Raw genomic sequence first — 19,670 nt, 5'->3', positions numbered from 1 at the left:
ATCACTAGCGGTTTTTTTGCTTTCGTATTACTAAATTGGCACTTAACATGTTTAGCCGCACATTAAGGCCAACACTATTGCTGTTCAAACCACGCTTTGGCTTCAGCTAAGGCACTTAATACCCGCTTAGGTGCTGTACCCGCTAAAGCACTGCGCTTTTCTAAACCTGCTTCTAGTTGCAATGCGGCAAAAACATCATCCGCAATTAAAGCGCTATATTGCTGCAATGTCGCAAGTGGCATGGCTTCTAATGCTACTTGTTGCACAGAGGCCACCACAACTAACTCGCCAACCACTTCATGGGCATCCCGAAATGGCATGCCTTTACTGACAAGGTAATCGGCTAAGTCAGTGGCATTGCTATAGCCTAACTCTGCTGCTTGACGACATTTAGCACTATTTACAGACAAATGTGGTAATACCGTTGCCAGCACTAATAAAGACTGCTGCCAAGTTTGTATTAAGTCAAAGAAGCCCTGCTTATCTTCTTGCATATCTTTGTTATACGCTAAAGGTAAGCCTTTCAAAGTATGAATAATGGCCACTAAATGCCCCAGTACTCGACCCGTTTTACCGCGTAATAATTCAAACACATCAGGGTTTTTCTTCTGTGGCATTAAAGATGAGCCACTACTAATAGCATCACCAAGTTTGAAAAAGCCGGCTTCGCCAGAGCAAAAGAAAATAACATCTTCTGCTAAGCGTGATAAATGGGTCATGCACATACTGCCAGCGGCAGAAAGTTCAACCACATAATCACGATCAGAAACCGCATCTAAGCTATTACGTGCGGCATGAGCAAAGCCTAAACTCTCGGCTAAGGCTTGGCGATCAATCGCAATACCCGTTCCGGCTAATGCGCCACAACCTAAAGGACACGAATCCATACGCACCAGTGCATCTTCAATACGACTTAAATCACGGCGAAACATTTCGACATAAGCTAATGCCCAATGTGCTACTAAGACCGGTTGAGCACGTTGTAAATGGGTATAACCCGGCATCACATCCGTACCCGCTTGTTCAGCAAACACCAATAGGGCTTGAATGGCCGCTAACAAGGCTTGCTTAACCGACTCGGCATTTAACTTAGTCCACAGGCGTAAATCCGTTGCGACTAAATCATTGCGGCTACGACCGGTATGCAATTTTTTTGCTACCGCACCCAGCTGTTGGGTCAATTGTGATTCAACCCAACTATGAATATCTTCATCTGCTGTTTGTAACGGCAGTTTTGGGTTTTCAGCTACAGCCTGCGCTAACTGCGCTAAAGCAGTATCTAATTGCTCCGCTTCATCTGCAGTAATGATCGTTGCCGCAGCTAATTGCTTAGCCCAAGCGCGTGATGCTTGAATATCCTGTAATGCGAGTAAATAATCAAAGCTTAATGAATCATTAAACTGACGAAACTCTTCTAGGGTCGCTTCTTGAAAGCGACCACCCCACATAGCCATACCAATTACCCTTTTTGCTGTTGATGTAAGGCTTTAATCCGGCTAGCTAAGCTAAATAAACGGATAAAACCAGCAGCATCTTTTTGATCGTAAACATCATCATCTTCAAATGTAGCAAAAGCTTCAGAGTATAGTGAGTTAGGCGAACGACGTTTAGCTACCGTGACATTACCTTTGTACAGTTTAAGTACTACATCACCGGTTAACTCTTGCGCTAAGCTTGTTGCTGAAGCTAATAATGAGTCTTTAAGTGGCGTAAACCAACGACCGTCATAGACTAATTGAGCAAACTCAAGGCCCACTTGTTCACGGTATTTTAATGAAGCGCGATCATAAACTAAGGCTTCTAAACCTTTAATCGCTGCCATTAGAAGTGTGCCGCCTGGTGTTTCATAACAACCACGAGACTTCATTCCGACTAAACGGTTTTCAACAATATCTATGCGGCCAACGCCGTTTTCAGAACCTACCGCATTAAGCTGGGCTATAGCCGTAATAGGATCAACTTCTTTACCATCAATGTGGCTCAGTTCACCTTGAGCAAAGCTTAATTCTATATAAGTCGCTTTATCGGGTGCTTGCTCAGGAGACTTAGTCCACATCCACACTTGTTCTGTAGGCTCACACCAAGGATCTTCTAGCTCACCGCCTTCATGCGATATATGCCATAAATTGGCATCACGGCTATAAATCTTGGTAGCAGACGCGGTAGTAGGCACATTTTTTTCCGCTAAATAGTCTAACAATGACTGCCTAGACGTAAAATTCCACTCGCGCCATGGCGCGATCACTTTTAATTGTGGTGCTAATGCTGCAAATGCCGCTTCAAACCGCACTTGATCATTACCTTTACCCGTACAGCCATGACAAAGTGCATCCGCACCTAGCTCTAGGGCTAAATTCACTTGGGCCCGAGCAATAACCGGACGCGCCATTGAAGTACCTAATAAATATTGGCCCTCATATACTGCACCGGTTTTTAAAGTTGGATAAATAACTTCTTTAAGTAATTCTTCACGTAAATCGACGACATAGCATGAGCTCGCACCTGAGTTAATCGCTTTTTGCTCTACGCCTTCTAACTCTTCATCACCCTGACCAACGTTGGCAACAAAGGCAATAACTTCACAGTTGTAGTTATCTTTTAACCAAGGCACGATTGCTGAAGTATCTAATCCGCCTGAGTAGGCTAAAACAACTTTTTTAATGCTCATAATATCCTCACGAAAATAAACTGATTAAAACCGCATTTTGCGCATGCATACGGTTTTCTGCTTGTAATAAGACTAAAGATGCCTCGCTATCTAACACTTCGCTGGTAACTTCATGCTCGCGATGTGCAGGTAAACAATGCATAAAATAGGTCACGCCTAGCTGCTGCATTAGCGGCTGATTAATTTGATAAGGAGCAAAGGTGTCTGCTATCACTTGTGGATCAGCTTTATCGCCCATGGATAACCAAGTGTCAGTATAAATGGCATTAGCACCTGACGCACTAGCCATATCACGACTTAATATAATAGACGCGCCAGTCTGCTTCGCTAGTTTTTCTGCTTGAGCTACGATATCAGCTTCAGGTAAAAAACCCTCTGGGGTAATAACAGTCATCTTCATACCGGATAACGCCGCGCCTAACATCAATGAATGGCAAACATTATTGCCATCACCAACGTAGGCTAAATGGACCTTAGACAAATCACCAAACCGCTCTTTTAAAGCCAGTAAATCGGCTAAAGCTTGGCAAGGGTGATAACGATCACTTAAGGCATTAACTACTGGTTTTTTACTACTGGCGACCAACTTATCTAATGTGGTTTGGCAGAATACTCGAGCAACAATGGCATCCGTCCAGCAGGCTAAATTACAACCAAAATCAGCAACGGTTTCCCGTTTACCCATAGCACCATTTTGTTGGTCTAAATATACACTATGACCGCCTAATTTATAAATACCGACATCAAAGCTAACTCGGGTTCGCAATGAAGGTTTTTCAAAAATTAATGCGATACTTTTGCCCGCTAAAGCTTGGCTATAATCTGCGGGATGTTGCTTGACCTTTAAAGCTAATGCCAACATATCGGCAAGTTGCTGTGGCGTAAATTCAGCCAGACTTAATAGATGTTGTAGTTTGCTCATACCAATTATTTTACCGCCACTGCGGTTTCCTTCAGCTTGTAATTAACTAATGATGCGCGTACCAACAGCTTGTTGATGCATCAGTTTTAAGAGATCGTCAGGCTGCTGCCAGCCCGCGACAGTGATACTTCGTTGCAGTACTGTTGCGGTATCAAGTGCAGCATCTAACTTTACTTTCATGCCACCCTTAATCACACCTTGTTGCACTAGCTCTGCTGCTTGGGCACTGGTTAGCTCAGTGATTAATTGGCCATTAGCATCCAAAATACCCGGTACATCGGTTAACAATACCAATTGACCTTGGATGAGTTGGCAAATAGCCGCGGCCGCTAAATCAGCATTAACGTTTAATAACTGACCTTGTTGGCCATGACCTATTGAGCTAAATACCGGCGTAAAACCTTGTGCTAATAACGCTTTTAATAAAGTGGCATCTTGGGGTTTTGCCACCCCTACTGCGCCTAAATTTGGCGTTAAATCAAAACGACAACTGTTCCCCGCCGCAAGCGTTAATCCGACAGGTGCTAAATCAGCTAAAGCAGCTCGCGCCACCATATGAGCATTTACAGCACCAGATAAAGCGCCAGCTATAACCGGCATTTGTTCAGGCGGTGAAATACGCTGACCATCCAGCTTTTCAGTGTTAAAACCAAACTTAGCCAACCACTGATCGACTTGATCGCCGCCGCCATGTACTAACACTAATGGATACTGCTGTTTTAATATTGCACACACCTTTAACAGTGCATCTAAGGCATTATCGTCTTGTAGTAGACGACCACCCATTTTTAACACTAAAGGCATTACATCACTTTTCATTTCGTCACTTTTCATTACGTCATTTTTGTAATTGTTGCTAGTGATATTCATGAAAAGACTCCCGCGAATAAACCCGCCGTTTCTGGCTTACCAAAACGGACATTGGCCGCTTGCATTGCTTGTGCTGCAGCCCCTTTGAGTAAATTATCTAAAGCCGACACCACCACTAATTGCTCGCCATCTTGCTGCCAATAAATATCACAATAAGGTGTTCCAGCAACATCAGCCACGTTAGGAGAATGATCCAATAACCGAACTAAAGGTTTATTGGCGTAAGCTTGGCTAAAAGCGTGCTTTACTTGCTCTGCAGTCACACCTGCGTTAAGCGTGACCACACTGGTCGCTAAAATGCCGCGTTTAAAATTGCCCAAATGTGGCGTAAACACCACTTTACGACCTAAGTTTTGTTCAATTTCAGGGCGATGACGATGCTTAAAAAAACCATAAGCGCTTAAACCCACTTCACAAAATGACGTGCTAAGCGCAGCTTTGCGCCCTGCACCTGAGACACCACTAGTGGCGTTGATCACCGGTACACAATTATCGGCTAATAAACCCGCTTGCACTAAAGGCATCAGGGCTAATGAACAGGCCGTTGGGTAACAACCCGGTACTGAAATTAAGCGTGGTAATGCTGTCTGCTGCCACTCCATTAATGAGTAAACCGCTTCAGCTAATAATTCCGGATGTTGATGAGCATAACCATAATATTCAGGGTATTGCTCAATTTGCTTTAAACGAAAAGCGCCAGATAAATCGACGACATCAATATTTTGCGCTAATAAGATAGGGGTAATGGCTTCACTGGCTTCATGCGGTAAAGCTAAAAATGCAACGTCAATTTTACCCTTTAATTCAGTGGCTAATTCATCTTGCCAAGGCTGAACATCAATATCCAATTGTTGTTTATAGCGTGGGTACAATTCAGAAAATGGTTGCGTTTTTCTGCCGGCAGAGGCAAAAGCGCCACATAATTCAAAATAAGGGTTACGTGCTAAAATAACGGCTAGTTCTGCACCACTATAACCAGCAGCACCCAGCACTATGCTGCGTACTTTTGCAGTAGATTGTTTTGTTAATGACATTATTAAGATCTCATACAGAAAATTAGGTATAGGTATAGCACGAAACAGCGTCTAGTGTAGAACGTTACTCACAGCCATTCAAGAATTATTATTCGCTTTTTGTGAATTTATATACACTTTATACTATTGCGGCTTCAACCCGGTTTCGGCCATTTTGTTTTGCCTTATATAAGGCAGCATCACAACGGGAAAGTAACTTGTCATGCGGTTGCAGTTGAGTATATTCAGCAACACCTAAGCTGATCGTTACCTTTAAATCGGCTGCTATTACTGAATAATCAATATGCATAATCGCTAAGCGCATACGTTCGCACAAAGCCAGCGCATCGTCTAATGCCGTTTCGGGTAGTAAAATAGCAAATTCTTCGCCGCCCCAACGCGCAACCGTATCTACTTCACGGCAAAATTGGCTTATTTTGCTAGCAACCAACTTTAACACTTCGTCGCCAATACTATGATTATACAAATCATTAACTTGTTTAAAGTGATCAATATCCAATAACACCATGGTTAAAGGTTGCTGGGTACGCCTTGCTCGTGCACATTCTTGGCTTAAAGCTTCATCAAAAGCACGTCTATTAGCTAAGTTGGTTAATACATCCAAACGAGCTTGAGCCTCAAAGTCTTCGGCTTGCTGCTTAAGTTGTTTTAATAACTCTGAGCGTTCAAGATCGATCGCTTTTAAGTTATTGGCTTGAAGTTGTAGGGCTAAGGTTTTTTCATTAACTTGAATAGTTAATAAATTTTCACGTTGCTTTAAATTAGTTAAACGCCAGCGTAATAATAGAATGACCAACACAATAACCAATAACGCTACTAAGAGCCAAAATATGGGCCGCTGCCAAAAGTAGGGTTTAATTGTAAAGGTAATACTGGCTTCTGCCTCACTCCACTTACCTTGTGGGTATGCAGCGCTCACTTTAAACTGATACTGGCCAGGCGCAAGATTAGTATATTCTGCGTTGTTATTACTGCCGCGTCGTACCCAATCGCTGTCAAAGCCTACTAGTTTTGTTCGGTATAGGATACGTTGTGGCATAACAAAGCCCAAACCGGCAAATTGCAATTCAACTCGGCTAACACCTGCAGCAATAGTTAAGTTTTCAGTTATGGCTAAAGCTTCACCATCAGCTTTAAGCCCTTCTATAACCACAGGGGGTACATTTGCTGAAAAACGCACTAATACATCAGGGTGTACTACACTAACGCCTTTTGACGTGGCAATCCAAACTCGACCATCAGCATCTAAAGTCGCAGCGGGCATTGAACCACCGTTTGCTTGGGCGCTTTGCATACCATCGCTCTCACCAAACAATTCATAAGGTAATGTAGGCATCGACTGTTGTAAAAATGCCATAACATTTTTTCGGCTGAATCTTAGCACGCCTCTATTACTGCTCACCCAAAAGTTATGTTGTTTATCTATGACTAACTGGAATAGCTTATCAAACGGCAGACCGGCATTACGGCCAACTATTTGGCTATGACCATCCGCTATATGATAGGCAACTAGACCACGATCTGTGGTTAGCCATAAAATATTAGTCAGTTCATCGAATGTAAAACCAAATGCATATTCGGCTCCATCAAGTGCTGACAAATCTACTTGCTCAATACTGCCATTGGTATTTATGATAGCCACCCCAGCGCCGGTACCTATAAATATTCGCTGATCTGAGTGTTGATATAACGCGATAACAAACGGCGCCGGTAAGCCATCAGCGGTGCCTAAACTTGTGATACCTTCGGTGGTAATATGATTTAAGCCTTGCGCTGTACCCACCCATAAGCTGCCATCTTTAGCTTTAAGTATTGCTCTAACTTCATTGGCTAACAGACCCGTGCTACGTTGATAGCTACGGACAACTTTACCGTCTCGCCACTGTAATAAGCCATCGGTATAGGTACCCATCCAAATAGAACCATCCGGATCTTCCATTAAACTTAATACCGATTGAGCCTGACTATGACTAGTGAGATCAAAGTTTTCAATACTATGTTGCTTAATCCGGCTAACGCCTTCACTGGAGCCTACCCAAACACTGCCATCACTGTGACTCATAACACTACGGATATAATTACCTGCTAAACCTTTATCAGCGGTGTAGGTAATAAAAGGCGCGTCGCGTAAGCGAAATAATCCGCCATTGGTGCCAATCCAAAAGCTTTGTTCGCGGTCTTGATAAATAGATAAAATTCGATTATTTGGTAAACCCTCAGCTATACCCAGATGCTCTAATCCTAAGTCGCTATATTTGTATAAACCAGAATCAGTTGTCCCTATCCATAATGCATCATCCGCAACCCAAATCGCGGATATGGCCAATTGTTGCAGTTTAGAATGAACTAATGCCACGCGCTGATCTTCAACAGCAAAAAGGCCGCGCTCAGTACCCACTAACATGCGTTGTTGCTGCTGCTGGATCACAAACACTGGTACTTGGGGTAATTCTGCTAAGGTAGTAAATGTTGGCTGTAAGGCTTGAGGATCAATGATGACTAATCCTCGGCCGGTACCAATCCAAAGTTGTTGCTGAGCATCCAACTTTAAACTATGCACTACATTACTGGGTAAACCCTGCTCGGTGGTAAATTGCTGCCGCTCTCCATTAGGCAATAGGCGGAAAATACCTTTGCCTTCACTGGCTAACCATAAGGTGCCAGATTTATCTTCAACTGCCGCATTAATCAGTACACCAAAAGACGGCCAGCTGTGCCAATTGTTATCACTAACTCGCGCCACACCACCTCTAGCGCCTGTCACCAATATTCCTGTTGCTAAATCTTTGCTTAACGAACGAATACCTGAATCGGGTAACCCCGTCACTTCACCCCGACCAAACAATTCGAATTGGCGGCCATTAAAGCGGGCTAAGCCTTCCCAAGTTGCTATCCATAAGTAGCCATCAGCACTTTGGTTTATGCTGTTAATGGTATTATGGGGTAAGCCATTGCGGGTGGTCCAAGTTTCTTGGAAATAATCTTTTAGTAAGGTAGGAGCGGCTTGGCTGACATGGCTTAACGCAGTTATACTTAACAGCATGACTGGCCATAATAATTGGCTAACTTTTAGCCTCCGCACAAACCCTTTAAGTCTAAGGTACTTCACGTTTCATCCTTGACAACATAACACCTAATTTATGTTTTGATTTAGACTAGCGTAAAACGTGCAGCGCGCCAAGTATTGTTGTCACTTACACCGCCATGGCAACTGGCGGCCTTACACCTAATAAATGGCAAATTGCATAACTTAACTCACAACGATTTAAAGTATAAAAGTGAAAGTGATCAACCCCTTCTCGGCTTAATACTTTAACCATTTCCATTGCCATATTGGCCGCGACTAAGTTACGCGTTTGGCTATCATTTTCTAAGCCTTGATAGGCTTTATGCATCCAATTAGGTACGGCGACATTGGTTAAACGGGCAAACTTTTCTAATTGCTGAAAATTAGTGACCGGTAAAATACCTGGAATAATGTCAACATCGATACCAATCGCGGCACATCGATCGCGATAGCGTAAAAACTTTTCAATATCAAAAAAGAATTGGGTAATAGCTCGGGATGCGCCAGCATCGACTTTCCGCTTTAAGTTTAATAAATCAAATTGAGCATTAGGCGCTTCTGGATGCACTTCTGGATAAGCCGCTACCGAAATATCAAAATCAGCCACCGAGCGTAAAATTTCCACCAAGTCCGTCGCATATAAAGCTGGTTTGCTAATGCTATTAGGTGGTAAGTCACCGCGTAACGCGACGATATGACGAATACCATTACGCCAATAATCTTTGGCTATCTCGATTAGTTGTTCTTTACTAGCATCGACACAGGTTAAATGCGGCGCAGCAATTAAGCCTGTACGCTGTTTTATCGATTTTATAATATCGTGGGTCCGATCTCGCTCGCCAGAGTTAGCACCATAGGTTACCGAAACAAAGGCCGGTGCTAACGGCGCTAAGCGCTCTATTGAGCCCCATAAAGTTTGCTCCATCGCGGCTGTTTTAGGTGGGAAAAACTCAAAGCTGACATTTACCTTGCCTTGGATCTGATCTAAATTGCGATTAATCGCGTCTAAATATTGTGCATTTGCAAAGGCCATAACTGCTCTCTTTATCATTAATAGCCGAAGTCGGCGCCAAACTACTCTGCTTGCTACTACTCGACTTGCTGGTGGCTATTTATTACTTTTTGTACCGGCTTAGCCATTTTGCTGCTGGACGTTGTCTTCAATGGCTGCTGGGATCAATATCTGGTGCAATGTATTTAATGCTTCACTAGATAGAGCTTTCGCTAATAACCAAATAATTTGCTGGGTATTTTCAGACCTATGCATTATTTGATGTTGTTTAAGTTGCTTCTCAGCATGCTGCGAGGCACTACTTGGCTTAGCTTTCAGCCAAGCGACAACGTAATAAATTTCGGTATCAGTAATTGCTTTAATATTTTTTGCAGACAAATAATCGAGTAGTTGCTGTGTTGCACTGGCAGACACTAACCAGCGTTGGCTATCCGCCGATTGTGAAAATTTAACCAAGGGCAGTTGTAATTGCTGTGCTACCGTTTCTAGGCCAATATCGGCGGTAATCGGTAAGCTAATTAACTGTGCGTGCTTTAACGTGGTGATAAAATTTTGGTTGCTGGCGTTCTTAAGTACTGCGCAACCTAATTGTTCGCTAGCAAAACTACTGCGGACGATTAGGCTGGCCTCTGTGTGTAACAGCGGATACAAGGTACGTGGATGTAATACTGGGTTACCTAATTGGGCTAATAAACGGGCTTGCTGCCAATTAACTTCTGTATACGGCTGAGCCACAGCTACTTGCCGGGGATCAGCACTATAAATAGCCGGTACATCGGTCCAAATGGTAATGCTGGCAGCATTAATCAAAGCGCCTAATAAACTGGCACTATAATCACTGCCATTACGTCCCAGTGTTAAGGTATTTCCGGCCGTATCTTTAGCGATATAGCCTGTGACGACATGAATTGTCTTAGGCTTTATCAGCAGCTCTAATTGTTGCTGACTGGTTTTAAGCGCTAACTGATGTTGCTCAAAATATAAGAAATCACGACCATCCAATGCGATAGCAGCCACACCGCGATGCTGTAATAATTGACTCAGCAATAAAGCGGATACGTTTTCACCTATCGCTAGCACATCATTAATTTGTGTTTGGCCTAGCGCGCTGGGCACAAGCAGCGCGGGGATCTGTTGCAGCCAAGCTTTAACTTGACTAATAACTATCTTAGCCCGCTCGGTAGGTAAACAACCCACAATTAACCGCGTTAACTTTTGTTGTAATGCCAAAATGGTAGTTAATCGTTCAGCGTCACTTTGTAAATCAATAATTGCTAACAAATCATCAGTAGTATCAGCTGGTGCCGATACCACTAACCAAACAGGTTCAGTAACGCTTTGTTGCAGCACTAAGTCTGCCACAGCCTTAAAACGTGAAACATTGGCTAAACTACTGCCACCAAACTTATGCACTTGTGCTCGGTTGGCTACTGAGTTTTTCCGCGTATTATCAAGCACGTCAACAGCGGCGAGTTTATTTACATTTGTCATTATTTATCACCATAATACGTTTAACGCTGGGTTTAATGTTAAGGATTCATTATTTTGCGCAGCCTGTGTCGTTGCTAAGCCATTAAGTTTGGCAACCGCAGCAAAACCTTGCTCTAAATCAGCAATAAGATCACTATCTTGCTCAATGCCCACTGATAAGCGAATTAAAGTTGGGGTTAGCCCCGCTGCTGCCTGTGCTGTCGCATCCATAGAAGCATGGGTCATGGTACCTGGGTGACAAATTAAGCTTTCCACGCCGCCTAAAGACTGTGCCAAAGTGAAAATATCTAATGCGGCAAAAAAGTGGCTTAATGAACTTACCTCTGCAGCAAGCTCAAAACTGCACATCGCACCAAAACCTTGCTGCTGACGACAAGCAATACCATGACCAGGATGATCAACTAAGCCGGGGTAATACACTTTAGCCACTAGCGGTTGCTGTACTAAAAACGCCACTATTTTGGCTGCGTTTTGTTGTTGTAATTGCAGCCGCGGTTTTAAAGTCCGGATACCACGTAATGCCATATAACTATCAAACGCGCCAGCCGTTAAACCCAGACAATTTGCCCACCATGCTAGCTCGGTACCAACTTGCTCATCCGCACAAATCACTGCGCCACCCACCACATCACTATGACCATTTAGATATTTGGTCGTCGAGTGCAGTACAATGTCGGCACCCAGCAACAACGGCTGTTGCAAAATAGGCGATAAAAATGTGTTATCAACCACCACTTTTGCAGCCAACGTTTGCGCTAACTGACATACAGCCTGAATATCGGTGATCTGCAATAACGGATTAGACGGTGTTTCTAGCCAAATTAGTGCCGGCTTAGCCAAGCGAACTTGCTCCGACCAGTCTGATTGTTGAAAATTAACAATAACCAGTTTAAACGCCTGCTTTTTCTGGGATAAATTGATAAATAATCGATAACTGCCGCCGTAACAATCGTGCGGAATAACTAAAGTATCGTTTGCTGTCAGTAGTTGTAGCACTAATACACAAGCTGACATGCCTGTATTAGTTACAATTGCAGCAGCCCCTTCCTCTAGCTCAATTAGCGCTTCTGCTAATAAATCTCGGGTAGGATTGCCGGTACGTGAATAATCATAAGCACCGGGTTGTTGAAATGCGGTTAACTCATAAGTAGAGCTCAAATATAGGGGTGGCGTAACGGCTGCATAGGCAGGATCTTTGGCTATCCCTGCTCTGGCTGCTGCGGTGGCTATATGACGCTTAGACATTACGAAACCTTTTAGATGTTTAGACGTCTATAACTATAGCTAAAAGATTGTAGATGTCAAAACATTTAGACGTCTAAACTGATTATTTATGCTGCAGTATTTGACTACTCGCCATAACACGATAGAATTTCGCCACTTGCTAGCGCAATAAAATTATAATAACGAACATAACAACCATCACAAAACTCACACAAGGTACCCTTATGGCTAAGTGGAATGGTGAATATATTCACCCTTACGCGGAACACGGTAAGAAATCAGAACTGGTTAAAAAAATTACCGTATCAATTCCGCTTAACGTATTAAAAGTATTAACCGACGAGCGTACACGCCGCCAAGTTAATAACTTGCGACATGCGACAAATAGTGAATTGTTGTGTGAGGCATTTTTGCATGCTTTTACAGGGCAACCGCTGCCTGCAGATGATGATTTACGTAAAGATAACCCACATCAAATTCCGCAAGAAGTGCGTGATATTTTAACCAGTTTGGGTAAAAGCATTCCGGTTATTATTGAAGCCGATGCTGACGAAGAATAACAGCTAAAAAAATAGGCTACTCGTTATGCGAGTAGCCTATTAAGTATCAGTATGGTATTAACTGTATTTAACGCTTTATTCCATGTATTGCTCTGGCATAGGCAAACGTGCCACACCAGAATCAATAGCCGCTTGAGCAACCGCTTTAGCAACTCGTGATAATAACCGCGGATCCATTGGTTTTGGTATAATATAGGTTTTACCAAACTCTAATTTATCTACGTTAGAGGCTTTTAATACCGCGTCAGGTACAGACTCTTTAGCTATTTGGCGAATAGCCTCTACCGCAGCAATCTTCATTTCAGCATTTATTTCACTGGCTCGAACATCTAAAGCACCGCGGAAAATAAACGGGAAACACAGCACATTATTAACTTGATTCGGGTAATCAGAGCGACCTGTCGCCATTATCAAATCATCTCTTGTGGCATGCGCTAATTCAGGTTCAATCTCCGGATCCGGGTTCGAGCAAGCAAACACCACTGGATTCGCCGCCATTAACGATAAGGCTTCCGCTGATAAGACATTAGGGCCAGACACACCTACAAAAACATCAGCATCTTCAATAGCATCAAGCAAAGTGCGTTTATCGGTATTATTAGCAAATAAGGTTTTATACTTGTTTAAATCTTCACGACGAGTGTGAATAACACCTTTAGTGTCTAACATATAAATATATTCGCGCTGCGCACCACATTTTATTAGCAACTCCATACAAGCGATGGCTGCCGCTCCTGCGCCCATACAAACAATGGTTGCAGTACTAATATCTTTACCTTGAATTTCTAACGCATTCAATAAACCGGCAGCAGTTACAATAGCAGTACCGTGTTGATCATCATGAAACACCGGAATATTACAGCGCTTAATCAACTCTTTTTCAATTTCAAAACATTCTGGCGCTTTAATATCTTCTAAGTTAATACCGCCAAAGGTATCGGCAATATTGGCAACAGTATTAATAAACTCTTCTGTCGTGCGGTGAGTGACTTCGATATCAATAGAATCGATATTAGCAAAGCGCTTAAATAATAATGACTTACCTTCCATAACCGGTTTAGAAGCCATAGGGCCTAAATTACCTAAACCTAAAATCGCTGTGCCATTAGTAATAACGGCCACTAAATTGCCCTTGGCCGTGTATTTATACACATTATCGGCATCTTTTGCGATCTCACGCACAGGGGCGGCTACGCCAGGACTATAAGCGAGCGCTAAATCTGTCACTGTTTCAGCGGGCTTAGTAATCTCGATGCCTATTTTGCCTGGTCTAGGTTCGGCATGATAGCGTAACGCTTGTTCTGTGAAGTCTGACATCTTTATATCCTGCTAGTTGAAGTGAGATAACGTAAAGGCTGTTTTGTTATTGTTTTACGTAAAAGTTGCATAGTGTAATGAGGGCTGGCGCAGATGAGAACTAGATTCTTTCTGATCGTACCAGCGTAAATACCATGCTGTAACAATACAACTTTAGTCGTAAATCAGTCCAGTTATAACAATTTTTACTAGGAATTTGTATTTTTTCCATTTATAGCGGCTATTTAAAATCGTTACTGAGGATTTTTAGTGACAAAAAAAGCACCCTAAGGTGCTTTTTTTACTGCTTGGAAACCTATTAACGGTTGCCCAATACAGAGAAACGCTTTTTGAAGCGATCAACGCGGCCGCCAACATCTAACACTTTTTGCTTACCAGTGTAAAACGGGTGACATGCAGAACATACGTCTAAGTGAATGTCTTTGCACAGTGCTGATTTTGTTTTGAAAGCATTACCACAAGTACAAGTTGCAGTAATTTCTTTATATTCTGGATGAATACCTGATTTCATTGGGGGTTACCTCGTTAGGCCGCATCGCTATCCGGTCAAATCAGTTGCCAGACACCATACGTAATTTCAGTTAAATTAGGGCGCGTAGCTTAATACATCACCCATAGAGTTGCAATAACTTGTAAAGATAAAATGCTATTTTTTGTTTTACTTGGCATTTATAAGCACTGTCCTTACACTTGTCGGCTCTGTATTAATTTGAGAACTGTTGTGATTGTAATTCGGGTTGCCCTACCAGTACCGCTAAGACAGCATTTTGACTACCTTGTTGCTAAGCATTTAGTGCCCGCTGTTGGCTGTCGAGTACTAGTGCCTTTTGGCTCTAGACAGCTGGTGGGTATTGTCTGGCAAGTCGCACCCGATAACAGCTTTGCTATTAACAAACTTAAAACTGTTATTAATGTTATTGATCAACAACCGGTTTTGCCACCGTTACTGCGTAATCTATTAAGCTTTGCTGCAGAATATTATCATTATCCTTTAGGCGAAGTGCTGATCAGCGCGTTGCCGGCATTATTACGTGAAGGCCGCAACTTAGCCGATTATCAACCGTTAGCTTATCGATTAACTCCAGCAGGCAAAATACTGGAAAGCAGTGTATTGCGCCGAGCCAAACAACAACATGCCTTATGGCAAGCATTACAGCAATCAGATTTAACCGAATCTATGCTATTACAACAATTTAGTCGGGCTATTTTAAATCAACTGCTAAAAAAAGAACTGGTTGCAGCCTACCCCGTGCCGCCAGTGCCCTTTGCTGCGCCTGACAGCTTAGCCAAGGGTTTACAGCTAACCCCTAATCAAGCACTGGCCGTCACTGCTATTAATCAAGCCAAGGGCCGTTTTGAGCGCTTTTTAATTGAAGGTGTAACGGGCTCGGGTAAAACAGAAGTGTATTTGCAATGCATTGCTGGACTGCTAATGACACAACAGCAAGTGTTAGTGATAGTGCCTGAAATTGGCTTAACCCCACAAACCTTAGCCCGGTTTCAAGCCCGATTTGATTTACCCATTTTATGTTGGCATTCGGCTTTAACCGACAGTGAACGGCTGCATTGTTGGCAACAAGCAGCAACGGGTGCAGCCGCCATCATTATTGGTACCCGTTCGGCATTGTTTTTACCGTTTATGAAATTAGGCTTAATCATCATTGATGAAGAACATGACCAATCTTTAAAACAGCAAGATGGTTTTAGCTATCATGCCCGTGACTTAGCCATTAAACGCGCAGCGTTAGAGCACTGCCCTATCGTATTAGGCTCAGCCACACCTAGCTTAGAAAGCTTATATAACGCAGACAGCCAGCGCTTTATTCATCTTGATTTGCCCGACAGAGCAACAGGCCATAAGTTACCGCAATTTAAATTAGTCGATTTAAAACAACAAGTGTTGCAGTTTGGTTTAGCCGATATCAGCTTAGCGCATATTCGTAAGCAATTAAGTCTAGGCCAACAAGTAATGCTGTTCCTTAATCGGCGCGGCTTTGCGCCAGCGCTTAGCTGTCAAGAATGCGGCTGGTTAACAGAATGTCATCGCTGTAGTGCTTTTACTACCTATCACAAACAAAGCCGCCAGCTTATTTGTCATCATTGTGGTGCCAGCAAAGCCATACCAAGACAATGTGGCGATTGTGGCAGCACTCAACTGATACCGTTAGGCCAAGGCACCGAACAATTAGAGCAAAACTTACAAACATTATTTCCGGATACGGCCATTACACGGCTGGATCGGGATAGCACTCGGCGCAAAGGCGCCTTACACAGTGCCTTAGATGATATCCATAGCCCAGGTGCCCGCTTAATTGTTGGCACCCAAATGTTGGCTAAAGGCCACCATTTCCCTAATGTGAGTTTAGTGGTTATCGTGGATGTCGACGGTGCCTTATATAGCAGTGATTTTCGTGCCCCAGAGCAGCTTGCTCAGCTGCTAACACAAGTGGCAGGCCGAGCGGGTCGAGGTGGTAGCCAAGGTACAGTTTTATTGCAAACCCAGTATCCTGAGCACAGCTTATTGCAAGATATCATTCAAAATGGCTATGCCGCCTTTGCCCGTTCAGCTTTACTTGAACGTAAACATACCCAATTACCGCCGTATCAATATTTAGCGCTGTTTAGGGCTGAAGCACACGATACTAACCATTGCCAACAATGGCTGACTCAGTTAGCAGATTTAGTCCATAACATGCCGCAGTTGCAATTATTAGGACCTATCCCCTCGCCTTTAGAGCGTAGAGCCGGTAAATATCGTTGGCAACTGCAGTTGTACAGCATAAATCGGACGGTATTACATAACGCATTAGATACTTTATTAGCTCAATTATTGTCGTGGCCGTTAACCCGTAAAGTGAAATGGCAATTAGATGTCGACCCAATTGATCTTAGCTAAGTAAAGTTGCAAGCTGCACCCTGTCTTTTTCATATTAACCTAGTAGAATAGCCCGATTATAATAAAGAGGTACTGCAATCATTCATGGCACATAAAGACTATGTAAAAACCAACCGAGCCAAACCAAAAGCCAGTCAACGTAAACCGACTAAGCGCGGCAAAGCTAAACCGGCAACAACCCCTATACCTTGGCTAGTAGTCGTATTGGCGATATTCATTGTCTGTGGTTTTGGTTATTTTTTATGGTATTTAAATCAACAGCCTGCAGTAGAAGTAACGCCTATTCCGGCAAAGTCTGCTGTCACCGCACCGAAAACTGCTTCTAAAGTAGTGCCAAAAGGTGATCCTCTGCCAGAAAAGCCGACTTCTGAACCGTATCAATATATTAAAGAGTTAGAAAATAAAGAAGTTAAGGTCGACGTTACAGAACAAGCAGCCGCTGGCCCTTATCAAATGCAGTGTGGTTCTTTTAGGCAACAAAATCAGGCCGAAACCATGAAAGCTAAAATTGCTTTTTCTGGTTTTACCGCAGCAGTGCGCCGCTCTGAAGGCAGTAATGGTATTTGGTATCGAGTGGTCTTAGGGCCTTATGAATCGAAACGGCAAGCAACGGCAGATCGTAACCGTTTACGTCAACAGAATATTAATACCTGCCAGATTTGGAACTGGTCTTGAAAACAGGCTATAGCAACCTCATTTAAACTCTAAGCTAATCACGCCACAGGGTTTACATTATATGACCACTATTGTTTCAGTTCGCCGCGATGGCCATGTTGCCATCGGCGGTGATGGCCAAGTTTCACTTGGCAATACCGTTATGAAAGGCAACGCACGTAAAGTGCGCCGACTGTATCACGATAAAGTTATCGCTGGCTTTGCCGGCGGCACAGCGGATGCTTTTACTTTATTTGAACGCTTTGAAGCCAAGCTTGAAGTCCATCAAGGCCACTTAATGCGCGCTGCCGTTGAATTAGCCAAAGATTGGCGCACCGATCGCATGCTGCGTAAATTAGAGGCGTTGCTTGCGGTTGCTGATGCCAACACCTCGTTAATCATTACCGGAAATGGCGATGTAATCCAGCCTGAGAATGATTTGATCGCTATTGGCAGCGGTGGCCCTTTTGCCCAGTCTGCAGCCACTGCTTTATTACAGAACACCCAATTAACGGCACGTGAAATTGTCGAAAAAAGTCTAACTATCGCTGGTGATATTTGTGTCTATACCAATCAACACCAGACTATTGAAGAATTATAAGTAGGTACCTTATGTCTGATATGACACCAAGAGAAATTGTCCATGAATTAGATCGGCACATTATTGGCCAAAATAGTGCTAAACGCGCAGTGGCCATTGCCTTACGTAACCGCTGGCGGCGGATGCAACTTGACCCAGCACTACGTCAAGAAATTACGCCGAAGAACATTCTAATGATAGGCCCAACTGGGGTAGGTAAAACCGAAATTGCTCGGCGCTTAGCTAAACTAGCCAATGCGCCTTTTATAAAAGTTGAAGCGACTAAATTCACTGAAGTCGGTTATGTCGGTAAAGAAGTGGAAAGTATTATCCGTGACCTAGCAGACAGCGCGGTAAAAATGTTGCGCGAACAAGCAATAGCCAAAAACCGCCATCGTGCTGAAGAAGCCGCTGAAGAACGGATTTTGGATATTTTATTGCCTGCTGCAAAATCAGATTGGCAAGATTCTGATAACAGCAGCAAAAATAATACCGATAGCCATACCCGACAGGTTTTTCGTAAAAAACTGCGCGAAGGTCAGTTAGACGATAAAGAAATTGAACTAGAACTTATGCAGGCTAATATGGGGGTGGAAATAATGGCCCCTCCTGGCATGGAAGAAATGACATCGCAGTTACAAAGCATGTTCCAAAGCTTGGGTAACGACAAGACAAAAAAACGTAAGCTAAAAATCAAAGATGCGTTAAAGCAGCTAATTGATGAAGAAGCGGCGCGTTTAATTAACCCAGAAGAATTAAAAGCTGCCGCGTTAGAAGCGGTAGAACAAAATGGTATTGTGTTTCTGGATGAGATTGACAAAGTCTGTAAGCGCGGTGAAACCAGTGGTCCAGATGTATCACGCGAAGGCGTACAGCGCGATTTACTACCGTTAATCGAAGGCTGTACCGTTAATACTAAACATGGCATCGTTAAAACTGACCATATCTTATTTATTGCTTCTGGCGCGTTTCAAATGAGCAAACCGTCTGACTTAATACCAGAATTGCAAGGTCGCCTGCCGATCAGAGTTGAATTAGAAGCGTTAAGTGCTCACGACTTCGAACGTATTTTAACTGAACCAAGAGCATCACTGACCGAACAAAGCAGTGCCATGCTTGCGACTGAAGGCGTAAAGCTTAGCTTTACTGAAAGCGGGATAAAAAGCTTAGCGGCGGCTGCTTGGCAAGTAAACGAAACCACTGAGAATATTGGTGCCCGACGTTTATACACCGTGATGGAACGTTTACTAGATGAAATATCTTATGACGCTGCCGATCATGCAGGTGAGCAAATAGAAGTAGATGCTGCTTATGTTGAAAAACATCTAGGTGCTTTAGTGAAAGATGACGATTTAAGTCGGTATATTCTGTAATT

The 19,670-nt window shown here is 43.2% G+C and carries 16 protein-coding genes; 5 read left to right on the top strand and 11 right to left on the bottom strand.

Annotated elements, in window-relative coordinates; all coding sequences use genetic code 11:
* Nucleotides 1-74: 74 nt before the first annotated feature.
* The 9 genes from argH to metB form a co-directional block, all read right to left on the bottom strand.
* A complete protein-coding gene (gene argH / locus BI198_RS05040; RefSeq protein WP_070048570.1) occupies nucleotides 75-1,454 on the bottom strand; it encodes an argininosuccinate lyase in 1,380 nt (459 codons plus the stop codon).
* A gap of 5 nt (nucleotides 1,455-1,459) precedes the next feature.
* Nucleotides 1,460-2,668 carry an argininosuccinate synthase gene (locus tag BI198_RS05035; protein WP_201243404.1) on the bottom strand — a complete coding sequence of 403 codons (1,209 nt, stop codon included), beginning with the start codon at nucleotides 2,666-2,668 and terminating at the stop codon, nucleotides 1,460-1,462.
* Nucleotides 2,669-2,675: 7 nt separating this feature from the next.
* Nucleotides 2,676-3,590: an ornithine carbamoyltransferase gene (locus BI198_RS05030; RefSeq protein WP_070048568.1), complete on the bottom strand. Its 915-nt coding sequence runs from the start codon at nucleotides 3,588-3,590 to the stop codon at nucleotides 2,676-2,678.
* Nucleotides 3,591-3,632: 42 nt separating this feature from the next.
* Nucleotides 3,633-4,460, bottom strand: coding sequence for an acetylglutamate kinase (gene argB / locus BI198_RS05025; RefSeq protein WP_235605251.1), 828 nt, complete (start codon nucleotides 4,458-4,460; stop codon nucleotides 3,633-3,635).
* Nucleotides 4,457-5,494, bottom strand: a complete 1,038-nt coding sequence (gene argC / locus BI198_RS05020) for an N-acetyl-gamma-glutamyl-phosphate reductase (protein ID WP_070048567.1) — start codon at nucleotides 5,492-5,494, stop codon at nucleotides 4,457-4,459. The genes argB and argC overlap by 4 nt, the downstream gene beginning before the upstream one ends.
* A 118-nt stretch (nucleotides 5,495-5,612) precedes the next feature.
* The gene (locus BI198_RS05015; protein WP_235605250.1) at nucleotides 5,613-8,603 is read right to left on the bottom strand and encodes a ligand-binding sensor domain-containing diguanylate cyclase; all 2,991 of its coding nucleotides are present in this window, start codon (nucleotides 8,601-8,603) and stop codon (nucleotides 5,613-5,615) included.
* Between the two features lie 85 nt (nucleotides 8,604-8,688).
* Complete coding sequence (metF, locus tag BI198_RS05010) at nucleotides 8,689-9,594, bottom strand: methylenetetrahydrofolate reductase (protein WP_070048566.1); 906 nt, start codon at nucleotides 9,592-9,594, stop codon at nucleotides 8,689-8,691.
* Between the two features lie 99 nt (nucleotides 9,595-9,693).
* Nucleotides 9,694-11,064, bottom strand: coding sequence for an amino acid kinase family protein (locus BI198_RS05005; protein WP_070048565.1), 1,371 nt, complete (start codon nucleotides 11,062-11,064; stop codon nucleotides 9,694-9,696).
* Nucleotides 11,065-11,070: 6 nt separating this feature from the next.
* Nucleotides 11,071-12,309 (bottom strand): cystathionine gamma-synthase, encoded by a 1,239-nt coding sequence (gene metB / locus BI198_RS05000; protein ID WP_070048564.1) that lies wholly within the window; start codon nucleotides 12,307-12,309, stop codon nucleotides 11,071-11,073.
* A gap of 203 nt (nucleotides 12,310-12,512) precedes the next feature.
* On the opposite strand from metB, the gene metJ reads away from it, so the two are divergent.
* On the top strand, nucleotides 12,513-12,848 hold the full coding sequence (gene metJ / locus BI198_RS04995; RefSeq protein ID WP_070048563.1) for a met regulon transcriptional regulator MetJ: 336 nt from the start codon (nucleotides 12,513-12,515) through the stop codon (nucleotides 12,846-12,848).
* A 75-nt stretch (nucleotides 12,849-12,923) separates the two neighbouring features.
* Here metJ and BI198_RS04990 read toward each other — a convergent pair whose 3' ends face one another.
* Nucleotides 12,924-14,165 (bottom strand): malic enzyme-like NAD(P)-binding protein, encoded by a 1,242-nt coding sequence (locus BI198_RS04990; RefSeq protein WP_070048562.1) that lies wholly within the window; start codon nucleotides 14,163-14,165, stop codon nucleotides 12,924-12,926.
* A 298-nt stretch (nucleotides 14,166-14,463) separates the two neighbouring features.
* Nucleotides 14,464-14,676 carry a 50S ribosomal protein L31 gene (gene rpmE, locus BI198_RS04985; RefSeq protein ID WP_070048561.1) on the bottom strand — a complete coding sequence of 71 codons (213 nt, stop codon included), beginning with the start codon at nucleotides 14,674-14,676 and terminating at the stop codon, nucleotides 14,464-14,466.
* A gap of 210 nt (nucleotides 14,677-14,886) precedes the next feature.
* Between rpmE and priA the strand changes: the two genes are divergently transcribed.
* The 4 genes from priA (at nucleotide 14,887) to hslU (ending at nucleotide 19,668) form a co-directional block, all read left to right on the top strand.
* Complete coding sequence (priA, locus tag BI198_RS04980; protein ID WP_070050670.1) at nucleotides 14,887-17,061, top strand: primosomal protein N'; 2,175 nt, start codon at nucleotides 14,887-14,889, stop codon at nucleotides 17,059-17,061.
* 84 nt (nucleotides 17,062-17,145) lie between these two features.
* The gene (locus tag BI198_RS04975; protein WP_070048560.1) at nucleotides 17,146-17,736 is read left to right on the top strand and encodes an SPOR domain-containing protein; all 591 of its coding nucleotides are present in this window, start codon (nucleotides 17,146-17,148) and stop codon (nucleotides 17,734-17,736) included.
* 61 nt (nucleotides 17,737-17,797) lie between these two features.
* The gene (gene hslV, locus BI198_RS04970; RefSeq protein ID WP_070048559.1) at nucleotides 17,798-18,316 is read left to right on the top strand and encodes an ATP-dependent protease subunit HslV; all 519 of its coding nucleotides are present in this window, start codon (nucleotides 17,798-17,800) and stop codon (nucleotides 18,314-18,316) included.
* An 11-nt stretch (nucleotides 18,317-18,327) separates the two neighbouring features.
* Nucleotides 18,328-19,668, top strand: coding sequence for an HslU--HslV peptidase ATPase subunit (gene hslU / locus BI198_RS04965; protein WP_070048558.1), 1,341 nt, complete (start codon nucleotides 18,328-18,330; stop codon nucleotides 19,666-19,668).
* Nucleotides 19,669-19,670 lie beyond the last annotated feature (2 nt).

The organism is Rheinheimera salexigens (assembly GCF_001752395.1).
GTDB classification, from domain to species: Bacteria; Pseudomonadota; Gammaproteobacteria; order Enterobacterales; family Alteromonadaceae; genus Alishewanella; species Alishewanella salexigens.
The sequence above is the reverse complement of the archived record's forward strand: the minus strand, read 5'-3'. Positions and strand labels throughout refer to the sequence as shown.

Coding starts and splice junctions, on each gene's coding strand:
- hslV (WP_070048559.1), top strand. CDS start 17,798: ATGACCACTATTGTTTCAGTTCGCCGCGATGGCCATGTTGCCATCGGC.
- BI198_RS05005 (WP_070048565.1), bottom strand. CDS start 11,064: ATGACAAATGTAAATAAACTCGCCGCTGTTGACGTGCTTGATAATACG.
- hslU (WP_070048558.1), top strand. CDS start 18,328: ATGTCTGATATGACACCAAGAGAAATTGTCCATGAATTAGATCGGCAC.
- BI198_RS05030 (WP_070048568.1), bottom strand. CDS start 3,590: ATGAGCAAACTACAACATCTATTAAGTCTGGCTGAATTTACGCCACAG.
- argB (WP_235605251.1), bottom strand. CDS start 4,460: ATGAATATCACTAGCAACAATTACAAAAATGACGTAATGAAAAGTGAC.
- metB (WP_070048564.1), bottom strand. CDS start 12,309: ATGTCTAAGCGTCATATAGCCACCGCAGCAGCCAGAGCAGGGATAGCC.
- metF (WP_070048566.1), bottom strand. CDS start 9,594: ATGGCCTTTGCAAATGCACAATATTTAGACGCGATTAATCGCAATTTA.
- argH (WP_070048570.1), bottom strand. CDS start 1,454: ATGGCTATGTGGGGTGGTCGCTTTCAAGAAGCGACCCTAGAAGAGTTT.
- BI198_RS04975 (WP_070048560.1), top strand. CDS start 17,146: ATGGCACATAAAGACTATGTAAAAACCAACCGAGCCAAACCAAAAGCC.
- argC (WP_070048567.1), bottom strand. CDS start 5,494: ATGTCATTAACAAAACAATCTACTGCAAAAGTACGCAGCATAGTGCTG.
- metJ (WP_070048563.1), top strand. CDS start 12,513: ATGGCTAAGTGGAATGGTGAATATATTCACCCTTACGCGGAACACGGT.
- BI198_RS04990 (WP_070048562.1), bottom strand. CDS start 14,165: ATGTCAGACTTCACAGAACAAGCGTTACGCTATCATGCCGAACCTAGA.
- BI198_RS05035 (WP_201243404.1), bottom strand. CDS start 2,668: ATGAGCATTAAAAAAGTTGTTTTAGCCTACTCAGGCGGATTAGATACT.
- rpmE (WP_070048561.1), bottom strand. CDS start 14,676: ATGAAATCAGGTATTCATCCAGAATATAAAGAAATTACTGCAACTTGT.